We start from the raw sequence: 19,683 nt of genomic DNA, 5'->3' as shown, positions 1-19,683 counted from the left end.
AACAGTTTTTGAAAAAAAGATCTACGCCGCTTTAATAAGATCACTAGCAACCCAGCTCACAATCTCACCAACAATAGAAGACACCTTGTCTTTATTGATATCTGTTTCCTGAGCAATTATTCGGTAGCTCAACCCCAAGCTAAAGTACTGGCGAGCAATAAACGGGTAAGTAGGATCTAAATGTCGCATTCTTGCAATACTGGCATCGAGTACTTGTGCATAGTCATCTTTTATCACTAAAGGGCAACCGTTAATATCTAGCTTCACTGAACGCGATGTAACGAGGTTCTGAGCCTTTAGCGTTGGTAAGTTCTTCTCTCTCGCCCAAAGGCCCCATTGTGCTAAATCGTTTTCTGCCTGTTCTCTTAGATCTAATTGCATCCTACATCCCCGCCGCAAAATAGTTTAAAACATTGATGTCATACTCACTTTCACCGTGACACACAACCATGACAGCTACAGCCCTTGTATTTACTGGTATTGTCATACTGTCATACTGTGTCATAGTGTTTTTACATACATTAGTAAGTAACATTATTAAATAGAATATAGATATCAAATGCGTCCGCTCGCACGCGCGCGCGTATGTGTGCGCGAAAACACCGTGACACACTGTGACACTATGACAAAGCCTTATATGGCAAGGGCTGCAAGTGGTCATGGTAAATGTCACTGTCACACTAAAATAATTATCTAGCATCCCAAAACCCCTTTGGCGGAAAATAAAACGCAGGCCGCTTACCTTTTATAAGCTTTTTCTTTTTCTCAAAACCAAGGCGATGCATAATTTGTCCAACACGTTTTTGTTCAGGTGGGCGCATGGCGTGAGCATCCATACCTAGAGCTTCTTCCATAATTTCGGCACAGGAATAATCCGAACGCATATTTTTAATAAGCCATTTGTAGATAAGCTCCTCCCATACATCGGAGTCGAATCTATCCTCTTGCTGCTCTTCAAATAGGTGTTTGTATTCATCAGTAGGCCACCAAGGTGTCCCCTCATTTAATAGGTGAACCGCCTCTGCCCATAACTGATCCCTATCTCGCTTTATGGCCTCTTGGCATATCTTCGTACACATCACAGGCCAATAGCGCCGGTTTCCCGTTGAGTCTTTTAAATACCTATCTTGGTTTGTGGTACCAATAAAAACACATTGCCTCGGGAATTCTTGCACCATACGCCCATAACTGGGGCGGTACCTATCAACCTGTGAACCAAAGAACTGTTTAGCTTTCGTGTTCTCAGCCTTATTAAACGCATCAAGCTCTGCAAGCTCAATTCCCCACATCCCCTGCATTTGTTGAAACGTATCTTTTTCACCCAAAGCCATAGGGGTATCAGTGAACCAATCACCAAATAGGTTGTGGCACATTGTCGATTTACCCAACCCCTGCAAGCCCTCTAAAATCAACACCGAGTCAACTTTTACGGGTGGCCGCATTACCCGGACTACAGCAGAAACCAAAAAGAATGTGCCAACCATAGCCGCATAATCAGAGTCTTCTACACCTAAGTAATCATGTAACCACATAGCCACTCGCGGCTTACCATCCCACTTTATTGACGTTAAATAGTCCTGAACGGGATGAAAGGCATGCTCTTCTGAATGAACCAAAATAGCACCAAGTACATCACTGGGTTTCGGTGTAAAACCATAGCTTTCAGATAAGTAAATACGTAAGCGCTCGGTATCGGCATCAGTCCATTCACCAAGCTTTGCCATTTTAAACGGTGGCAACTTACGTTTAATGATCCGATAGCTAAAATTGCAATAACCTAAAACACCATCAAAAGCAGGATCGTGCTCTAAAACCAGCTTCGTATTACTAATATTCGCTTGCGGATTGCCAGCATTGGTTCTTTGGAAAAGCCGTTGCCACGGCTCATCCCCCAATGAACGCTCCCGCGCGTCAGCGTTTTTCGGCGGCGGGTTATCACCATCATTAGCGCTTGGCTTATCAACAACAGCAGATAGCTGTTTTTTGACCTCAGCTAAACCAGCACTTACATGTAAGTCATTCCAATCTGTTAAAGAACGTGAGGCCATCAAGCAGCCTCCTTATTTAAAATACCAGAAAAATCAGGTGCAGCAACAAGTCCATTAACCGCAGCTGCTGCTTCATTCGCTTTAGTAATACCAGGATTACCCTTTGTATTAACGTCGTTATCTGCACAAAACAAAAAGGTCTTATCTTTTAGCTTTTCTGCAAATGCCAAAGCCACAGGTAACAAATTACCCGCATCAAGCGCCACCGCACACGGCCAACCAGTCGCCATATGAATGCTCGCGCCCGTTGCATACCCTTCACAAACAGCCAAAACATTACAGCTAGTTGCTTTACCAATAAAGTGAAACAATCCCGACTTACGACCATGCTTTAAAAATAACTTGGTACCAGTATTGTTGATTACTTGGATGTTCCAAATCTGCTTATTAATATCAATCAGGGGAATAGCCAGACTGCCACGCTTAATATGCAAAAACGAAAAGTCACGCTCTTCATCACTCGGCAAGCTATCAAAAAATAGACTGATAGCTTTACTACCCTCAACTAATTCTGTCGTAAAGTTATCCCGTACGATCAAAATAAACGACTTTTTAAAACCTAACACCCCATAGGCATTCACTTTTTTATCGCTTAAGTACTTATTGGATTTTATCGAAATCGTGAAATTATCAATGATGTGTTTGGAAAAATCGCTAATTACCCCATGCCAACGCTGGCGCGCTGCTTCATCCTCTGCTTCTTTCGCTTCGCGCTCTTTAGCTCGCTTAGCGTAATCAGCGTTGAGTTTGGCTTGTTGCTCTGCCGTCATAGGTTCTCGGCTAAATGTAAAGCCCTTATCTTTAGCCATGCCGATAACAGTACCAATCGTAACACCGCCACTCGCTTTTACGCTGCGCCACATACTTTTAACATCACTTGCCTTATAACGCTCACCGCCAGCGCTCCATGAATCAAAAATATCAAAGCCCGCATCAGCAAACTCATTTTTAATGCCCATGGCAATCCTAACCCAGGTATCACGATCTAAATTTGGGTCAAGGTACTGCAAAGCATCCCTTACATCATCTAACGTTGCCTGCTGCATAATTAAAATTCCTGTTAAAAAACGCTTCCCTAAATTAGTATGTTTAGCGACCAAACCAACAAACTAAAATAAGGAAGCAAATCTATGAAAGCTGATAACCCGTTTGATAAACACCTAGCTGTAGCTCAATCAAAAATGCCTGAACATCTAAAAAATGTTGCTTGCGACTTAGTTGACCAAATGGACCTAGCCAAAAAAATTACAGATACCGTTTTCGAAGATGCATCAACACCCGAGTTAACCATTCAAGTTTATGATCGACTAATCAAAGAGCTTGCGCGCGAAACTGATTAAATAGCTCATCACAGCTAGTTAATTCGGATGTATATGGGGGTCTCAAAATAACCCCCTTGTAATTAGCGTCACATTCTTTAGCGCCTTGCTCAGCTAATTCTTTTATGTGAATTAGCAACTGATCTTTATCTGTAATCACATCTAAAACTGTCTTATTTGTTTTATTGGTATGCATCTTATTAGCTCCTTAGGTTCCTGCTTATTCTTGTTCAGGTGCTGAAAGGCTTTGAGGTAAAAGCGCTTCATAATTTTTAGAAAACACAGCTTGCGCCATGTGTAAAAAGCTCTCTGTAGGGTAAGAAAATACTTGGATATGCATGTCAGATTTATGGAAATCCGTAATATGAAAGATCAAGTCGTTAGCTTGGTGCAGTTCTTCTATGCGCGTACTAACCAAGTTAGCAACATGCTTATCAAGTTTACTTAACGCCCCTTGCAAGCGTTCAATAAGCGGAATAACAGCATCGTTATCAACGCTAAAATCTATTTTTACGTCTGAGACCTGAGCCATAAATCACCTGTATAAAAAAACATATATTCGTTTAGCTACATTCCCAGTTATTGATTGGCTAATCTAAAAGCTCAACAACACAGGAACCAAACCATGAAAACAATCCAATCAAGCAGCTTGCTTTTGGTCTGTACCATCGGAAAGAAAACCGTATTCTTCAGGTGGATAAAGATCGGGTCGCAACTCATGTCTAGGAACGTTAGAAACTTTCTCTATTTTCAAAACCATTTCTGCAGGAACCTTGTCACGACGGATCCACATAGAAATATGGCCTTGTTTTTTACCTAACTTATCAGCTAAAGCGGCTTGGCCGCCGCTGAACTTAATTGCTTTTTGCAGTGCTTTTATACTCATTATTTAGCCTTAATTAAATAACTTTAGTTATCATATTAACACAACTTTAGTTGTTTTCAATATAACTAAAATTATTTGCTTGATAAAACAATTGTTATCAAACTATAACTATGAAACTACATGAAAAATTTAGACAAGCGCGAGAAGACAAAGGGTTAACTCAAAAAGAATTGGGCGATCTCGTTGGTGTTTCTCAAGTCGCAGTCATGAAAATAGAAAATGGGCAAACCAAGAACCCTCGAAAAATTAATGATTTCGCAAGGGCCTTAGGTGTGAACGTAGATTGGCTATTGTATCAAGATAATGAGATTAGAGAGCCAACCGTTCACTGTTCAGTTGAAACATTACCCCAAAGCCAGAATGTCAAAGAATCATCTAACATTGACACATTTATAGATTTGGAACCTTGGGACAGTAGAACCCCATTAGATGAAGATGAAGTAGAAGTACCGTTTTATATGGAAGTAGAATTATCAGCTGGCAATGGCTCAGCCATACAGTTAGAAACAACAGGCCCAAAATTACGATTTTCAAAATCAACACTACGGCGCCATGGCATAGATTTTAGTAGTGCAGCATGTGTTAAAGTTTCTGGTAATTCAATGGAGCCAGTAATACCTGATGGAGCAACAGTAGGTATAGATACCTCAAATACAAATATTAAAGATGGTGACATGTACGCAATTGATTGGGCTGGCGCACTATATGTTAAAACCCTAACACGCAGACCAGGTGGTGGCCTGCGTATTAGAAGTTTTAACTTAGATGAATACCCTGATGAAAACTTATCAGCCGATGAAGCACAAACAGTGAGAGTGATCGGCAGAGTATTTTGGTATTCAGTTTTGAGATGATACTTGAGTCATAAAATCGGATTCAGTCAAAATATTAATTTTTTGGCCTTTAGCTATAAGTTCCTCTGCTTTTCGGTGTTTACTGCTTTTATCATGACCAGCAAGCACCGATAAATCTTGGTCACCAACAACCAACATCGTTGTTTTTTTAGTAACTCCTTTTGCTACATCACACCCTGCCTTAGCTGCAAGTTCTGCCGCATCAGCCCGAGACAGAGATAAGTTACCCGTAAATACAATTATATTGCCCGCTAAACTTCCCTTTGGGTTGCCTTTGAGCTCATCAATTTGTAGCTTTTCAAACCGAGATAACGGCTTTTGACTAAGCTCATTATGCCAATTGTCTAAAGTGAAAGACTTAACCTTGCATGCGGCAATTAGCACTTTCCCGCAAGCTATAGCATCTTCAAGCGCATCGTGATGTTTAAACTCAATACCTAAATGAGCACAAATATTAGAAAGTCCATACCCTCGTTCATTAAACTCTTTCCACGCTCTTCGAGTAACACGCGCTGAATCTATCCAAATAGCTTTTTGATTTGCCATTAAATTATAATGAATAGACGCCCTGCTGACAGCCGTCCTGTCGTATGAAGTGTGAGTAACCACATAATCATTACCAATAAATTGCCAAAATTGTTCATTAAACTCGGCCAAACTAGGCGCATTTTTAACATCAGATGACCTAATTCCATGAATACTAATATTTTCAGCGCTAAAATATTGGTGTGGGTTAATAAGCTGAGAAACGGTATCTACCACCACTCCGTCTCTAAACCGAGCCAAACCAACTTGGCAAATAGAGCTTGGATCAGAGTTTGCTGTTTCTACATCTAAAGAAACAAAATCCATTCCTTTCATATTAATTCCTTTTTTATTCAGTTCACTTTCATATTAACGGTAAATCCTTAAATGTTCAAAAAAAGGACAAAAATAAAACGTTTAAAATCATCAATATAACTTTAATTATAAATGTTTGATAACTTTGGTTGTTTACAATCCTTTTTTTTATGTCATTATTAATAACATAAGTTATTAAAACCAACCTTAAGTTATGAACCCATTACGCACAGAAACTGGATACCAGCTTGACGATATGCACGTAAGTGCAAAGCCCCATTCTCGCTTACCTGCACAGCAAGCACGTACGCTGCTGCTTGTAGCAAAAGGGCTAACACAAAAGTCTATTGCTGAATCATTGGGTGTAAAACCCACCACAGTTCGCCAAGCCTGTAATGAACTCAGCTTTAAATTTAACACCCATTCAATGCGCCAAACGGTACACCAAGCAATTAAGCAAGGTGTGTTGCGTTACACCATGTGCCTAGTGCTTGTGTTGTTAAGTGCAACTACCAGTGACGTTGAGCGCAGTTTTAGAACGATTCGAGTAACCCGAACTGTTCGCACCACCCGTTTACGCCGACTGCGTGAACTGCAAAACGACTTACTAGCAGCCTAAGGCCAAGGAGAGTGAATATGACCAAAGTATTTATATTCCCAACAGCACGCAATAACGCAGCAACAGCCCCGTTATTACACAAGCTAAAACAAGCTCAGCGCATTAGCCCTTTTGAATTAGTGGTGCCAGAGCTAAAAGCGGCAAACAACCCGCCGCCAGAGCCACCGCCACAAGCGGCCTAAAGCAAGGTTTCACAGTTCGCTGGTACGCACTTGCCCAACCAAACCAGCCGAGTGGTTGCCGTAAGCAACTAAAACAACACAACAGGAAAAGGAAAAAGCAATGTTAAACGTATTCACATCACTGGTGATCAACCAGCTAAAACAACGCATTAACTTCATGAACCAACGTATGCAAGGCGAAGAGCTACGCATTTACGAGTCGAACACAAAGTATTGTTTGATTGTTCTGGTTGATACAAACACGCATACCGTACTTGGCTCAATCGCCTTAAATGCGAGCGCCCGCCGTGATTTATGCATGACTAAAGCATTTTTAAGCCTGATTGAAAACACACGCATCCCAAAAGCAGTTTTGGCAGCATGAAACCCCTTAAGAAAGCCCTATCAGCAATGCTATTCATCACGTTATTAATCGCATTGCTGATTTTTGAACAGAACCTAGAAAGCTGGGTTTAACAACACAGGAACAAACCAATGCAAGAATTACACGCACTAGTTGACAAGAAAGTCGCTGACTTGATTCAAAGTGGCGAGATTGAGAAGTCAATTGAATTAGGGATCGAGAAATCAATTAACGAGTCAATCCGTCGCCAATTTGAGTCATATGGCAACATCACTAAGCAGCTTAACGAATTGCTCGATGACAAGTTAAAAATCAATGCGTTACAATTAGATATACCTACATACAACGACGTAATGCTAAAAGCCATTGAACAAAAAATTGGAGAGTTTTTTGAAAGTAAAGCTGCCGCAAAACTCATGGAAGGCATGAACAAGCTATTTGCTCCACTGCCTGAATCAATGGATATTCACGAATTTATAAACAAAATAGTAGCGCACTGGAAAGTAGAAGATCACTACGACATAGATAACACCGATGAATATGCCACAGTTGAACTTAAAGAGAATGACAGCGTACTTGGTGGTTACAATTTACAAATTTGGAAACAGCGTGAATCTGGTTATTACTCGAAATCTAAAAACTCCTCTGAAGTAAGTTTGTACATCGGTGAGGGCGGTGATATCAGACTTCGACACACATGGAACCCTACCATTCTTCATGGCGAAGATAGCCTAATTATTAAAGCTTACGCTTCCTCAATGGTCATTACTGGTTTAGCTGACTTTGATGAAGACCTCTTAGAGCTTCGCTTACACCCAGATACTGATTGGTAAGCAGTAGTTTCTGACAGCTCATTTAAAAAGTGGGCTGAATTGAAGTTATTACAACACCAGGATAAATACCATGAGTAATCACCCTTTATCAGTCGTAGATGCAATCGAAAACTTAGTTGCGGCTTATAACCAAGAGGTTGCTGAGTTTGACCAAATGGTTGAAAACGAACAGCAGCTACAAATGCAAAATGACAAGCTTACTGCTTTGGTAAAAGACTATGAGCAAGGTGCTGCAGTTGTACTTAAGAATGCAAAAAGTGCCGATCAACAGCTGGCGCAAGCACAAAGAGAACGTGATCAAGCATTAGCTAAAGTAAAAGATTTAACGATTACGCTAACAGCTTATAAAGAAATTGCCGGCACACCTAAAAAGCTTCGCGACAAAATTAAAAGCTACAAAGACAAGCTAGAAAGCCAGCGCTTAGCGACTGAGCAACAAAAGCGCCTTTATCAAAGCGAACGCAAAACAACGGCCCAGCTTAAAACCGAAATAAGCGAACTTAAAAATCGTTTAGCAGCCGCTGACATAGTGCAAATCTACCGTGGCGATACCGACATTGTACAAACCTACCCGTATCACATTGGCGGCATGGTCGAAGGCCACGATGCAAGGCAAACCCCACTACTCTACCTACACCAAAGTGGCCGTGGTGGTTTAATTATCCTCAACAAAGATGATGAAGCCGAATTAGTCGAAGCCCCAAAAGGCGGCTTACGCCCTAAAAAAGACACCTTAGAACTCTGTGGTAATTGGTTACGCCGCGTTAAAGCCAACAACTGGGAACTAACAGCCACAGACCTACTTACGTTAAGTAATGAAGATGAACAGTTTTGAACAAGCGACGCTTGAAACCCTGGTCAGCTTTAAAGCCAAAGACCAAAAAGAGATCAGCCGCTTACTAACTAGCAAAAAACTTCAAAAAGAAGCCTGCCAACTGGTTAAAAAGTGGAACGATAATCGTCAACAATTGGGCTTAGTCCCTTGGACATAACAGGAAACACCATGAATACAGAACTCAACGATGTCATGCTCGACCTAGAAACTATTGGCCAACATTCAAATGCGGTGATCGTATCAATTGGCGCCGTATTCTTTAACCCACTTACAGGCAATATTGGTGCAGAATTTTACCAAGTCATCGATATAGAAGATGCCATGAAATACGGCGAGGTAGATGGCTCAACACTTAAATGGTGGATGAAGCAAAACGATGATGCCCGTTCGATTTTCAACACCAACGACACCATGCCACTTAAAGATGCCCTGCTCGAATTCAACGAATGGATATACCAAATCGAAGGGTTTAGAAATCGTGTTATTTGGGGTAATGGCGCCACATTCGACAACACCATTCTAACCAACGCCTACAAAGCCGCCAATATGACTAAACCATGGCATTTTAGCAATGACCGTGATGTTCGCACCATGGTTGATGTTGGCCGTCGAGTACTTGGTATTGACCCTAAAAAATCGAATGAATTTAAAGGCAACCCACACAACGCATTAGATGATGCCAAGCACCAGGCTAAATACATTAGCGATATCTACAAACAGATATCACATTGCCATTCAATATATTTGAAACAGTAAGTTATGCACAAATTTAAACGCAACTGCGTGGCCCAACAACGGGCCCGCATACGTCAATACTATCAACGTAAGAATCAGGCTGAGAAACAAAAGGAGTCATTATGGCCAAAAGCAAAATACAAATAACAGCCGGCGATGTATTTAACAATTGGACAGTGCTATCAGAAGAAGCATGTGGCCAATACTTTTTATGTCGCTGTATTTGTGGCACTGAGCGTTCAGTTAAAAAAGGTAACTTAGGCAAAGTTACCGGCTGTGGTTGTGTACGTAAAAGCTACCAAGCCAGCAATACACCACGCAAAGTAAAAAAACAGCCGGCTAAAGTACCCAAGCAAAAACCAGCGGCACTAAAAAAAGCCGTACCCGTTGCTTATGAAGAACGAACCAAATCGCCACGCGAACAACTAGAAGACCGACTAGACCAACACCGCCTAGAACGTGAACTTAATGAATTGTGTGGTATTTAGCAATGAGCAAAAGAAAAATTGTTTCAGCATTAAAAAGAAAAAATATTCCTTTTGTAAGGGTTGAGTATGTACGCGGATGCCCTACTCCTAGCGGATATGCTAACGGTTGGGATATAGAAATAAGCGAAGCAACAGAGGATAGACTGTTTGAAGCTGGCTTTTCCAATATCAGTACAGTAAATGAAATCGATACCACCGAAGAGGCTCTTAAGTGGATTTGCTCTATGCCAAATCTGGTGTTAATTAAACAAAACGTGGATTCAGTTAAATGAACGCTATCACCATGCCAAAGGCCTGTATTAGCTGTCAGGCCTATAAACACATTGGTAAAAGCGACGATCCGCACTGCCCGCATACCGACTGGCGCGGGCAAGCTAAAACAAAAACCCGTTATGGCCACTGCCAAGTACACAAAACCCAAGTGTTCATAACAGAGCTTTGTAACCAATATCAGCAAGAACCATTTATAGAAGTGGTTGATGCTGATAACAGGCCTGAGGCAAAACAGCCAAGGCAAGAACGACCCTTATTTTGAGGTAAAACTATGGCTAAGAAAGTAATCACTATTTTAGAAGAGGCCGATGGCGTAGTTATTGAAATTCGCACCAATGGCCGTCGCGTAAATTATGAGTGTGAAGACCTAGACGAAGCACTTGAAACACTTCCCCACTTAGACGAACTTAACGAGGTAAATTCTCTATGAACGATGTAATAAATAAAAATAAGCATTGGGAATCTTGGTTATTAGAGACCGAAATAGGTGAATTTAAAGAAATTTTCTCGGAAAGACACAAGACCCATTGGCTACGAGTACCTGGTGGTTGGATTGTTAGCATATTTAATAATGAAAAATGGGAGTATGTGAATCCCTGTTTTGTTCCAAGTGCACAGCTTAATATTTGAAACGAACTGGAGAATAACTATGACCATTACATATGTAAAACTTGGCTGGGTGAAAGCCAAGATCATCGAACAGCACAAAGGCTTTACCGATGATGCACTCAATAGAATGCGCCAAACAGGTAAAATCGTAGAGGGTGTGCACTGGAAAAAAGTACGCGGTGTTGTTGTGTATAACTATGAAAAACTAGACGAGTATTTTGATAATGACGGCATCGCTGCTTGAGTTTTGTAAAAAGTATGAGGGTGTCACTATCCACGGTAAAAACATACGTATTATGTTCAGTTACCGTGGTGTGCGTTGCATAGAGCCCCTTAAGGGAATTTTGATATCTAAATCAAATATCAAGTTTGCGTCGAATAAACGCACCGCCATATTGCATGAAATTGCAACCAACCAATTTAACTACGCTAAGCATTTTCCTGATTCAGCAAAGGTAAGGTTGTTTGAGGGAAAAGGTGCAGTACCAACAGTGAACACTGCTTTAGACAAATGGCTAGAAAGAAACAAAGCAAACACCCGGGCAGATAACTACAAGCACAATTTAGCCAGGTGCAAATTATACATTCGCCCGCAATTTGGCGAGTTAAAGTTAGACAAAGTCACCTTAACCATGATCCGAGACTGGCGTGATTTAACACTCACCACGTTTTTATCAAATAAAACAATTAACGATGTGTTTATTCCCCTACGCGGCATATTTAAAGATGCAATGGCAGATAGGTTAATAGACTTTAATCCACTCGACCATTTACCAAATTTAAAAAGAAGCCGCTCAGAAAATTGTGACCCGTTCACCTTAGACGAACTGCAGTTAATAGAGTCGCAGCCAACCGCTGATCAAAGTGAGCTTAATGGGTTTTTATTTGCTTGTTGGACAGGTTTGCGCGCATCTGAGTGCTACGCGCTTGCATGGGAAGACATTGATTTTGTAAAACGACAAATAAAAATTAGACGTGGTGTTACCAAAGGCGATTATGCTTACACTAAAAATGACGGCAGTTATCGGACCATCGATCTACTAGACCAGGCATACGACATATTAATTCGTCAAAAGGCACTTTCATTTGCAATGCCAGCAATCAAAGTTGACGTACTAAAAGACGATAACCGCAGTTATGAAAAAACAGAGCTTAGATTTGTGTTTATTAACACCCTAAACCAAAAGCCACATACCGATGGCCAAAATGTTAATAAACGATTTTTACAAAAGCATTTAAAAAAGTGTGGTATTCGCTACCGCGCTATAAACCAAGCTCGCCACACATTTGCAAGCCAACTGCTAACCAAAGGCGTAGCCGAACGTTGGATAGCTCGCCAAATGGGTCATACATCCATCACCATGTTAGAAAAGCATTACGGCAAATGGATGAACGAAGAAATACCCGATATGGCCGCGAGAGTATCAAAGATATTTGCAAGCCAAAGTCACCAACGAAAAACTAAGCCGGCTAATCCATAAATATTAAGGCACAAAAAAACCCGCTAGTTGAGCGGGTTTTCTATTTAAGAATAATCAATGACCTTTCGCCTGGTAAGTAAAAGTTACCGTCGTTATCATAGTGGTGGTACAAATCAACAACATTTATATTGTTGCCTTTATCAAACCATTGAAAATGAAGAACCCAATCAGAGGTTTTATACTTTTCATGGTTTTCTTCATACTCTGGAATACCTATGTGGTAATGCCACAAATGGTTATTCATTGCAAAATTATAGTCATCCTGATCCATATAATTACCACTCCATGAACAAGCAATTTTACCTTCATAAAGGCTGAAATCACTTAACCCATGTGCAGTAAACAGATGTAAAAAATCGACTACTTTATCTTGCTGGTCTTCGGGGAAATAATTAAATTGATTAGCGAAGTCGTCACTAAACGTCCATGTATACGTCAATACTACTTCGCTCTTGATAAGATCAATTGTCTTGTTTGCTCGCGAGATAAACCAGTCGGAACAGTATTAACCTTGCTGTTAATAGCTTTTTCCATTCTTTCGCGATTAAAAACTTTGTTTTCTTGTTTAGGCTGTACTTTAGCTAACATTATAAACTCCTTAAAGTACCCATGGGTACTTGATACCATGATCGTAGGATATCGAAATAAGGATGTCTAGTATTATTTTTAAGCTACAATGGTGAAATTGATCCAATACGGATCCATCAGAAAGAGAAAACCCTCGCAACTCATTGAATTGCAAGGGTTTTTAATGGTGGAGCTGGGGGGATTTGAACCCCCGTCCGAAAAGCCTCGACCTTTGGTACTACATGCTTAGTATCGTCTTTTAGTTAACCTTATACAGCTCGGACGAACACGATCTGCAAAGGCGAGGCCGCTTAGTTTTAGCCCTTCAACCCCGGCCAGGGTTTCCGTAGCGAGTCCGTGTAGGGTGACACTTCAGAACCGGGTCCACAGACATACACCGGAGAAGTGCTAGCGGGCTATTATGCCGCTAGAGCGTAGTTATCGTCGTTTGCGATTACTTTAAATTGCGGCTTTTTTACGAGGCCAACCGCACCTCGACATGCACCTCGGGCGTCTTGAATTCCGTCGAATCCTAATCAGCCCCTGAATTTGGTATCTCATTCAGAGTGTTCACGCAGTATAACTGAGTAGCCTATTCATACTCAAGGTATTAATCGGGAAATTTTTGCTAAGTGCCTTTAGATGCTGAATTTTTAAGCAAGAAAAGTCTCTTTTTATACATATTTTTACATTTAATGCATACATTATCTTAACATAGTACAAAAGTTGTGCTGAAATAGGAAACGTTGTTACCCTTCTCTAAAATAACCTGTAACAACACATAACTATAATAACAGGCAGTTTTTTACAGGGCTTTTCAGATGTCGATGTTTTCATTCGATGAACAAAGCGGCTATGTCTCTTTGTGTGAGCATCCTCGAGATGCGGGTTTTCCAACTACCAGTACTCAGTTAATTGAATTACTTGAGCAGTCTCCTTATGCCAGCTACGAATATATTGATGCTAATATTGGCAAGTTGTTTACACCGAGCAGCCAATATCAAACCCAATCTTTGGTAGTTGCTAAAGCGGTTGATGCTCATCTTGAAGTTAAAGTTGATGCTAAAAACATGGTGGTTGAAGCAAATCTAACAACGGCGCGTGGCGGTCAAATTGTAAGTATGGATATGGCTCAAGAGGTACTTGCAGAAGCAGGTGTTATTAAAGGCATTAGTATGCGCGCCCTCGATACATTCTTAGGCCAACAATTTAAACAACCACCAGGCGCGCATTACAGCGCAATAGTAGCCCATGGCAGAATGCCCAAAGAAGGCACTGATGCTAAATTCGTTCGTTTATGCTCAACAGCACAAGACCGCGTACTGAGCCCACAAGCGACCTCTGGCGGTAAAGTCGATATGCGTAATTTGGGTGCCATTATTACCGTTAAACCTGGCACGCCATTGATGCAAAGAGTTGCTGCAACACCTGGTGAAGATGGCTTTACGGTATTTGGTGATGTAGTGCCTGCAAAACCCGGTAAAGACTTCCCCCTTGAGCCATTCGAAGGGACGCGTATTGATCCAAATAATAGTGATATGCTGATTGCCGATGCTAAGGGTGTGCCTATTGCCCTACCCCGCGGTATGCGAGTTGATGATGTATTGTGTTTTCATCATGTTGATGTAAGTACTGGTCATGTGGAGTTTGATGGCAGTGTCATTATCAGTGGTGATGTAAAAGATGGAATGCGAGTTAAAGCCACGGGTGATATCACCGTATTAGGTTTTGTTGAATCAGCCACAATTGAGAGTAAAAGTGAAGTCACCGTTATGCTAGGGGCTGTTGGTAGAAAACGTGAGAACGTCGAAAATTTTACTTGCAACATAACGGCTTCGCGCACTATTTCTGTTGGTTATGCTCAGTACTGCCATATAAAAACAGAGCAAGATTTATTCATCGAGCGCCAAGCCTTACATTGTGATTTAAGCGCTCGCCGCCTAATTCGTGTTGGCAAAGCCAACAATCCGCGAGGCAAAATTATTGGGGGTAATATTTTAGATGCCATGCGAATTGAAACTGGCGAGCTCGGGGCACCATCTGGTACTAAAACACGAGTATTCATTGCTCAGTACTGGCATGATTTACGCCAGAAGCAGCAACAAATTAATGATTTTGAAAAGTTATTAGCAACGAAAGCAGCTGCTTTACAACAAGCGCGAAAAAAAGCCAATAAAATATCAGACCCAGCCCAGCGTGCTCATTATATTAATAAGATCACAGCCAGCGAGCAGCAGATTAAAATAAAATCGGCAAATACAAAGAAAAAGAAACACTTAGTCAAAACTAAGATTGCCCGCTTATTAGCAACAAGTCGTTTAAAAGTGAATGAATTAATGCATCCTGGGGTGGAACTTAAGATTGCGCAAGAGAGTAAACAGTTTTCACGTATTTACCCTCCTAACATGGTGCGGTTTTTTGAAGGAAAGATCACTCAGTCGTTTTAGCGGCTGAGTCTTGCTCTTCTTCTGTTGCTTCAGTTTCAGGCAATGGCCAACCACCTAGTTGTTGCCAGCGGTTTACAATTAAACAAAACAATTCTGCTGTGCGCTCGGTATCATAAAGTGCTGAGTGAGCTTGTTTATTGTCAAACTCAATACCGGCAGTTCTACACGCTTTGGCTAAAACAGTTTGACCTAATGCAAGCCCCGCAAGTGATGTGGTATCAAAGCTAACAAATGGATGAAATGGCGTACGTTTAATTTTACAACGCTCAATTGCTGCATTTAAAAAGCCATGATCAAACGCTGCATTATGGGCCACTACAACTGAACGCTGACAACCTGCTGCTTTTTGTGCCTTACGCACTACTTTGCAGATTTCTTTAATCGCCTCTTCCTCAGGTACAGCGCCACGAAGTGCAGAGAAAGGGTCAATACCATTAAACTCAATGGCTGCTTGTTCGATATTAGCGCCTTCAAATGGCTCAACATGAAAATGCACAGTATGATCAATACTTAACACGCCATCGTCATCCATTTTAAGTACAGATGCAGCAATTTCTAATAGCGCATCCGTCTCTTTGTTAAAACCTGCGGTTTCAACATCAATCACAACAGGAAAAAAGCCACGAAAGCGTTTTGCGAAAAGAGTTTGTTCAGTATTTTCCATAGTCTTCTTGGTTTGCCAGTGTAAGCTGGCTATTATGTCAAAAACCACGGCTACTCTGCTAGAGTAAATAGTGTGAAATCGCAGATTCTTACTTAGCTTTTAGGCACATTACTTGCTTTAAAATAATCAGCTAGCCCAGTGTTTAGTGTTCTTATGCTATTAAACACAAAAATTGCCAATTATTTGGCATTGATGATTTGTTGGAGAATTACCGTGATGAAGCTTTCATTACTTCCTTTAAGCCTAGGCCTATTAACCTCAGTTGCAAGTATAAATGCACACACAGCCATGCGTGAGTATACAGCTAATGCTGACATGTCGAACTGGCAAATGGTTAAAACATCCCGCTTGGAATGCCAATTAAATCATGAAGTACCTTACTATGGCGAAGCAATTTTCAGCACCACTGCCAGTAAAAATAAAGACGTAAACTTTAACCTTGATATGGTCGTACGCCCAGACAACTACAGTATTGCAGGTCTAAAAGCTGTACCTCCTAGTTGGCGTGCAGGAATGCCTGCTCGCGACTTGGCGAATATGAAGCTATTACGTAAGTTTGATGGCGAGCTTGGCAATAAAACCGCTTGGGAAATGCTTACCGAACTTGAAAAAGGTTATCAACCTACATTTTATTACCAAGACTGGCAAAACAGTGCCGATAAAATTGCCGTTGGCTTATCGAGTGTTAACTTTAAACAAGCATATTGGGCGTTTTTACAATGCCGAGATGCTATGCTGCCATACAGCTTTGAGGATATTTCGTTCACAATCATGAATTATGAACCTAATACCAGCAAGCTAACTAAATCATCGCAAAAACGCTTGGATAAAATTGGCGAGTACTTAAAGTACGACACCAACATTGAATCTATTTCAATATCATCTTACACCGATAGCTACGGTGGTCGCTGGAACAACCTAGAGTTATCGAAAAAACGCGCGAAGGCCATTAAAGATTACATTGTTAGTTTAGGGATTGATGAAAGCAAAGTAGATACCGATGGTTACGGTGAAAAGCGCCATGTCGCCAGCAATGACAACATTTTAGACCGAAACAAAAACCGTCGTTTAGTCATTCAAATTGCAAAAATGTAGTAGCCGCCGTAGCGGCTACTTGCCTTAACTTATTTCTACCGACTTCACGCGTTTAAAGCGCTTTAGCCACTTATCGCCAAACTGAAAAAACGCTAGGCTAACCATAATGATTGTCGCGCCAACAATCAGTGCTTGGTCAATTGGTTCAGCGTTAAGCAAACCACCAATCGCGATTGCAAAACTTGGCGTGATCAAAGTTGTTAACGCTACTGTGCTGGCGTTCAACTTTTGCAAGACATGAAAATAAGCCAGCGCACCTATTAATGAACCAAACACGCCTAAGTAAACAATTGAGTACAGTGACTTTGCACTCCATACTTGGCTATTTAGTTGACCATCTACAAGCAACCAAGTAATAAAAAACAGTGGGGTTACAAATACCAAAGCACCAAATGTTGTAGCCATTGGGTGAATGGCTATTCTTACTCGCTTGATCATCACACCACTTAAGCTAAAAAAGCACACTGCCATAAACACATATAACAGGCCACTTAACTGCTCTACTCCACCTTGAATATGGCGTTGGCTCACTAAAAACAAACCAATTAAGGCACAGCCAAGTGCGCTAAGCTTAATGGCACTAAACTTAGGCTCGTTCAGAATCTTTTGCGCAAGTAAGCCCGATAAAATCGGTGCAAGGCCAAACATCAATGATATTAAGCCTGAAGGCACAGTTTTAGCAGCCATGTAGCTTAATAACATACCACCAAAAATACCTATGCTTGAATAGCCATAAAGGAATAAAGCACGCCGATGCCAAGGTACTCGAATATTGGCTACAGCAACGACAAACGAAGCCAACACCAGCCCCACCAGCATGCGTAAAAACACAGCCAGGGTTGGTGCTACCGTTTCACTACTCCAAACAATACCCAGTGGTGTTGTTGACCAAATCACCACCATTAAAAAATATGAGGCTTTAACAGGCACAAGCTTATTCCTTTAAAAAGGCGAAAAAAGCGGAAGAGAATTTAAAAGGGAAATAACCAACCGCTTAGAACGCGGTTAGTAATACTTACTTAATTAACCGCAGCACATAACAGACCACACGACTGACGAAGTCAGGCGCATACAATTGTTTGTTGGTCGTTGGTTTAGCTGCATCATGGTATTTAAAAAGTAAGTTGAAGAAGTTTAAGAATCCGCCTAAATGGTGATTTTGTCAACACTAATACTCATGCTATTTGGCAAAAACTGCTTTGCTGATTTCAACAGCCTGTTTGCACATGTAAATCATAGGTTACATTTAATTTCTTTGATTTATAACAAAACTATTTAAGTTTTGTTAAACAAGTTATATCTTGCTTGCCTCTCACGAAGTTTAAGGGTCATAAAGTGCTTAAAAATAAAACAATAGGTAGCATGTTAATTGTTGCTGGCACCACCATAGGTGCAGGGATGCTGGCATTGCCTATAGCCTCTGCTGGGCTTGGTTTCACAACAGCGTTATCACTCATCTTTTTAACTTGGGTTTTAATGACCTACACAGCATTACTGATGCTAGAGCTACATCAATATGCCGACAAAGACGCAACCCTCAATACATTAGCTAAATCATGGTTAGGTAAACGAGGGCAATGGGTGGCAAACTTTTCAGTAATGTTTTTGTTTTACGCATTATGCGCTGCGTATATCGCAGGTGGAGGCGCGCAATTACAAGAAAAGCTCAACAATGGTTTATCGCTTTCTTTAGCGCCACAAGTTGGTTCAGTTATTCTGGCTTTTGTGATTGGTACTGTGGTGACACTCGGTACCAGCAAAGTTGATAAGCTTAACCGCGTACTGTTCACGATTAAAGTGTGTGTATTAGCCAGCTTATTTTACATGCTGACGCCTTATGTTCACGGCCAACACTTACTTGAAATGCCGATTGAACAAGGTCTGATTTTATCTGCAATCCCGGTGGTGTTTACCTCGTTTGGTTTTCATGGCTCTATTCCGTCGATTGTGAAATACGTGGGTTTAGATATTAAAACACTTCGTAAAGTAATGGTGGCAGGCGCAGCACTTCCTTTAGTGATTTATATTTTTTGGCAATTACTAAGCCAAGGTATGATGAGTCAAAGCGATTTACTTCAAAGCCAAGGTTTACCTGGGTTTGTTAGCAGTGTCGCTAGCATTGCTCACAGCCCACATGTTGCCACAGCTGTGAACATTTTTGCTGATTTAGCATTAGCTACGTCTTTCTTAGGGGTAAGTTTAGGTTTATTCGACTTTTTTGCTGATGCATTTAAAAAAGGTAATGGCAGTAAAGATCGAATCAAAACCGCCTTGATCACCTTTATTCCACCACTAGGCTTTGCGCTATTCTATCCACAAGGGTTTATCATGGCACTTGGCTACGCCGCCATTGCACTGGTTATCTTAGCGGTGTTTTTACCGGTTGCTATGGTCTATAAGCAACGAAGCAGCAAACCTGATGCGGGTTACCAAGTTAAAGGCGGTAATATTGGTTTAGCACTCGCCGCCCTATTTGGTGTGCTTATTATTAGTGCTCAAGGTTTACAAATGGCGGGGCTTATTCCAGCTATTGGTTAAACAGCTCATCAAATCGAAAAAAGCACC

29 protein-coding genes and 1 other RNA gene are annotated in these 19,683 nt (G+C 41.1%); 19 read left to right on the top strand and 11 right to left on the bottom strand.

Annotation, left to right across the window (positions count from 1 at the left end):
- Window positions 1-21: 21 nt before the first annotated feature.
- The 3 genes from EVU92_RS10100 to EVU92_RS10090 form a co-directional block, all read right to left on the bottom strand.
- Window positions 22-381 (bottom strand): hypothetical protein, encoded by a 360-nt coding sequence (locus EVU92_RS10100; RefSeq protein WP_130051122.1) that lies wholly within the window; start codon window positions 379-381, stop codon window positions 22-24.
- A 308-nt stretch (window positions 382-689) separates the two neighbouring features.
- On the bottom strand, window positions 690-2,048 hold the full coding sequence (locus EVU92_RS10095) for a virulence-associated E family protein (RefSeq protein WP_130051121.1): 1,359 nt from the start codon (window positions 2,046-2,048) through the stop codon (window positions 690-692).
- Window positions 2,048-3,094 (bottom strand): PriCT-2 domain-containing protein, encoded by a 1,047-nt coding sequence (locus EVU92_RS10090; protein WP_130051120.1) that lies wholly within the window; start codon window positions 3,092-3,094, stop codon window positions 2,048-2,050. The genes EVU92_RS10095 and EVU92_RS10090 overlap by 1 nt, the downstream gene beginning before the upstream one ends.
- A gap of 84 nt (window positions 3,095-3,178) precedes the next feature.
- Here EVU92_RS10090 and EVU92_RS10085 point away from each other — a divergent pair, with 84 nt between their 5' ends.
- A complete protein-coding gene (locus EVU92_RS10085) occupies window positions 3,179-3,388 on the top strand; it encodes a hypothetical protein (protein ID WP_130051119.1) in 210 nt (69 codons plus the stop codon).
- A 199-nt stretch (window positions 3,389-3,587) separates the two neighbouring features.
- Here the strand turns inward: EVU92_RS10085 and EVU92_RS10075 are convergent, their stop codons facing one another.
- Both EVU92_RS10075 and EVU92_RS10070 read right to left on the bottom strand, forming a co-directional pair.
- Complete coding sequence (locus EVU92_RS10075) at window positions 3,588-3,899, bottom strand: hypothetical protein (protein WP_130051117.1); 312 nt, start codon at window positions 3,897-3,899, stop codon at window positions 3,588-3,590.
- 108 nt (window positions 3,900-4,007) lie between these two features.
- The gene (locus EVU92_RS10070) at window positions 4,008-4,253 is read right to left on the bottom strand and encodes a YdaS family helix-turn-helix protein (protein ID WP_130051116.1); all 246 of its coding nucleotides are present in this window, start codon (window positions 4,251-4,253) and stop codon (window positions 4,008-4,010) included.
- Between the two features lie 110 nt (window positions 4,254-4,363).
- Here EVU92_RS10070 and EVU92_RS10065 point away from each other — a divergent pair, with 110 nt between their 5' ends.
- Window positions 4,364-5,107, top strand: coding sequence for a S24 family peptidase (locus tag EVU92_RS10065; protein ID WP_130051115.1), 744 nt, complete (start codon window positions 4,364-4,366; stop codon window positions 5,105-5,107).
- On the opposite strand, the gene EVU92_RS10060 is transcribed toward EVU92_RS10065, so the two are convergent.
- Window positions 5,093-5,968 (bottom strand): exonuclease domain-containing protein, encoded by an 876-nt coding sequence (locus EVU92_RS10060; protein WP_205987929.1) that lies wholly within the window; start codon window positions 5,966-5,968, stop codon window positions 5,093-5,095. The genes EVU92_RS10065 and EVU92_RS10060 overlap by 15 nt on opposite strands.
- A gap of 193 nt (window positions 5,969-6,161) precedes the next feature.
- Between EVU92_RS10060 and EVU92_RS10055 the strand changes: the two genes are divergently transcribed.
- The 14 genes from EVU92_RS10055 (at window position 6,162) to EVU92_RS10005 (ending at window position 12,345) form a co-directional block, all read left to right on the top strand.
- Window positions 6,162-6,566 carry a LuxR C-terminal-related transcriptional regulator gene (locus EVU92_RS10055; protein ID WP_130051114.1) on the top strand — a complete coding sequence of 135 codons (405 nt, stop codon included), beginning with the start codon at window positions 6,162-6,164 and terminating at the stop codon, window positions 6,564-6,566.
- Between the two features lie 17 nt (window positions 6,567-6,583).
- The gene (locus EVU92_RS21600; protein ID WP_157066240.1) at window positions 6,584-6,748 is read left to right on the top strand and encodes a hypothetical protein; all 165 of its coding nucleotides are present in this window, start codon (window positions 6,584-6,586) and stop codon (window positions 6,746-6,748) included.
- A gap of 100 nt (window positions 6,749-6,848) precedes the next feature.
- Window positions 6,849-7,112 carry a hypothetical protein gene (locus EVU92_RS10050; RefSeq protein WP_130051113.1) on the top strand — a complete coding sequence of 88 codons (264 nt, stop codon included), beginning with the start codon at window positions 6,849-6,851 and terminating at the stop codon, window positions 7,110-7,112.
- Between the two features lie 110 nt (window positions 7,113-7,222).
- Window positions 7,223-7,924: a hypothetical protein gene (locus EVU92_RS10045; protein WP_130051112.1), complete on the top strand. Its 702-nt coding sequence runs from the start codon at window positions 7,223-7,225 to the stop codon at window positions 7,922-7,924.
- A gap of 70 nt (window positions 7,925-7,994) precedes the next feature.
- Window positions 7,995-8,759, top strand: a complete 765-nt coding sequence (locus EVU92_RS10040) for a hypothetical protein (RefSeq protein ID WP_130051111.1) — start codon at window positions 7,995-7,997, stop codon at window positions 8,757-8,759.
- On the top strand, window positions 8,746-8,916 hold the full coding sequence (locus tag EVU92_RS21595; RefSeq protein WP_168990008.1) for a hypothetical protein: 171 nt from the start codon (window positions 8,746-8,748) through the stop codon (window positions 8,914-8,916). The genes EVU92_RS10040 and EVU92_RS21595 overlap by 14 nt, the downstream gene beginning before the upstream one ends.
- A gap of 11 nt (window positions 8,917-8,927) precedes the next feature.
- On the top strand, window positions 8,928-9,515 hold the full coding sequence (locus EVU92_RS10035) for a 3'-5' exonuclease (protein WP_130051110.1): 588 nt from the start codon (window positions 8,928-8,930) through the stop codon (window positions 9,513-9,515).
- 101 nt (window positions 9,516-9,616) lie between these two features.
- Window positions 9,617-9,982 (top strand): hypothetical protein, encoded by a 366-nt coding sequence (locus tag EVU92_RS10030; protein ID WP_130051109.1) that lies wholly within the window; start codon window positions 9,617-9,619, stop codon window positions 9,980-9,982.
- Window positions 9,983-9,984: 2 nt separating this feature from the next.
- Window positions 9,985-10,254, top strand: a complete 270-nt coding sequence (locus tag EVU92_RS10025; protein ID WP_016899773.1) for a hypothetical protein — start codon at window positions 9,985-9,987, stop codon at window positions 10,252-10,254.
- Entirely contained in the window at window positions 10,251-10,517 is a 267-nt protein-coding gene (locus tag EVU92_RS10020) for a hypothetical protein (protein ID WP_130051108.1), read from the top strand. The genes EVU92_RS10025 and EVU92_RS10020 overlap by 4 nt, the downstream gene beginning before the upstream one ends.
- Window positions 10,518-10,526: 9 nt before the next feature.
- Window positions 10,527-10,685, top strand: coding sequence for a hypothetical protein (locus tag EVU92_RS21590; protein WP_168990007.1), 159 nt, complete (start codon window positions 10,527-10,529; stop codon window positions 10,683-10,685).
- Window positions 10,682-10,885 (top strand): hypothetical protein, encoded by a 204-nt coding sequence (locus EVU92_RS21585; protein ID WP_130051107.1) that lies wholly within the window; start codon window positions 10,682-10,684, stop codon window positions 10,883-10,885. The genes EVU92_RS21590 and EVU92_RS21585 overlap by 4 nt, the downstream gene beginning before the upstream one ends.
- A 19-nt stretch (window positions 10,886-10,904) precedes the next feature.
- The gene (gene xisR, locus EVU92_RS10010; protein WP_130051106.1) at window positions 10,905-11,108 is read left to right on the top strand and encodes an excisionase family protein; all 204 of its coding nucleotides are present in this window, start codon (window positions 10,905-10,907) and stop codon (window positions 11,106-11,108) included.
- Window positions 11,089-12,345 carry a DUF3596 domain-containing protein gene (locus EVU92_RS10005; protein WP_130051105.1) on the top strand — a complete coding sequence of 419 codons (1,257 nt, stop codon included), beginning with the start codon at window positions 11,089-11,091 and terminating at the stop codon, window positions 12,343-12,345. The genes xisR and EVU92_RS10005 overlap by 20 nt, the downstream gene beginning before the upstream one ends.
- 40 nt (window positions 12,346-12,385) lie before the next feature.
- Here the strand turns inward: EVU92_RS10005 and EVU92_RS10000 are convergent, their stop codons facing one another.
- From EVU92_RS10000 to ssrA, 3 genes are all read right to left on the bottom strand, one after another.
- A complete protein-coding gene (locus EVU92_RS10000) occupies window positions 12,386-12,784 on the bottom strand; it encodes a hypothetical protein (protein WP_130051104.1) in 399 nt (132 codons plus the stop codon).
- A 2-nt stretch (window positions 12,785-12,786) separates the two neighbouring features.
- Window positions 12,787-12,933, bottom strand: coding sequence for a hypothetical protein (locus tag EVU92_RS21580; protein ID WP_168990006.1), 147 nt, complete (start codon window positions 12,931-12,933; stop codon window positions 12,787-12,789).
- A gap of 164 nt (window positions 12,934-13,097) precedes the next feature.
- Window positions 13,098-13,456, bottom strand: a transfer-messenger RNA (tmRNA) gene (gene ssrA / locus EVU92_RS09995).
- Between the two features lie 277 nt (window positions 13,457-13,733).
- Between ssrA and EVU92_RS09990 the strand changes: the two genes are divergently transcribed.
- Window positions 13,734-15,359 (top strand): FapA family protein, encoded by a 1,626-nt coding sequence (locus tag EVU92_RS09990; protein WP_130051103.1) that lies wholly within the window; start codon window positions 13,734-13,736, stop codon window positions 15,357-15,359.
- Here the strand turns inward: EVU92_RS09990 and rnt are convergent.
- Entirely contained in the window at window positions 15,343-16,023 is a 681-nt protein-coding gene (gene rnt, locus EVU92_RS09985; RefSeq protein ID WP_130051102.1) for a ribonuclease T, read from the bottom strand. The genes EVU92_RS09990 and rnt overlap by 17 nt on opposite strands.
- Before the next feature lie 216 nt (window positions 16,024-16,239).
- Between rnt and EVU92_RS09980 the strand changes: the two genes are divergently transcribed.
- A complete protein-coding gene (locus EVU92_RS09980) occupies window positions 16,240-17,118 on the top strand; it encodes an OmpA family protein (protein WP_130052267.1) in 879 nt (292 codons plus the stop codon).
- 24 nt (window positions 17,119-17,142) lie between these two features.
- Here EVU92_RS09980 and EVU92_RS09975 read toward each other — a convergent pair whose 3' ends face one another.
- The gene (locus EVU92_RS09975; protein ID WP_130051101.1) at window positions 17,143-18,048 is read right to left on the bottom strand and encodes a DMT family transporter; all 906 of its coding nucleotides are present in this window, start codon (window positions 18,046-18,048) and stop codon (window positions 17,143-17,145) included.
- Window positions 18,049-18,453: 405 nt separating this feature from the next.
- Here EVU92_RS09975 and EVU92_RS09970 point away from each other — a divergent pair, with 405 nt between their 5' ends.
- Window positions 18,454-19,656: an aromatic amino acid transport family protein gene (locus EVU92_RS09970; RefSeq protein WP_130051100.1), complete on the top strand. Its 1,203-nt coding sequence runs from the start codon at window positions 18,454-18,456 to the stop codon at window positions 19,654-19,656.
- Window positions 19,657-19,683: the final 27 nt, after the last annotated feature.

Source organism: Pseudoalteromonas sp. MEBiC 03485 (genome assembly GCF_004195145.1).
In the GTDB taxonomy this organism is placed as follows: domain Bacteria; phylum Pseudomonadota; class Gammaproteobacteria; order Enterobacterales; family Alteromonadaceae; genus Pseudoalteromonas; species Pseudoalteromonas apostichopi.
Note: the sequence above shows the minus strand (reverse complement) of the source record. Positions and strands in the feature narration are given on the sequence as shown.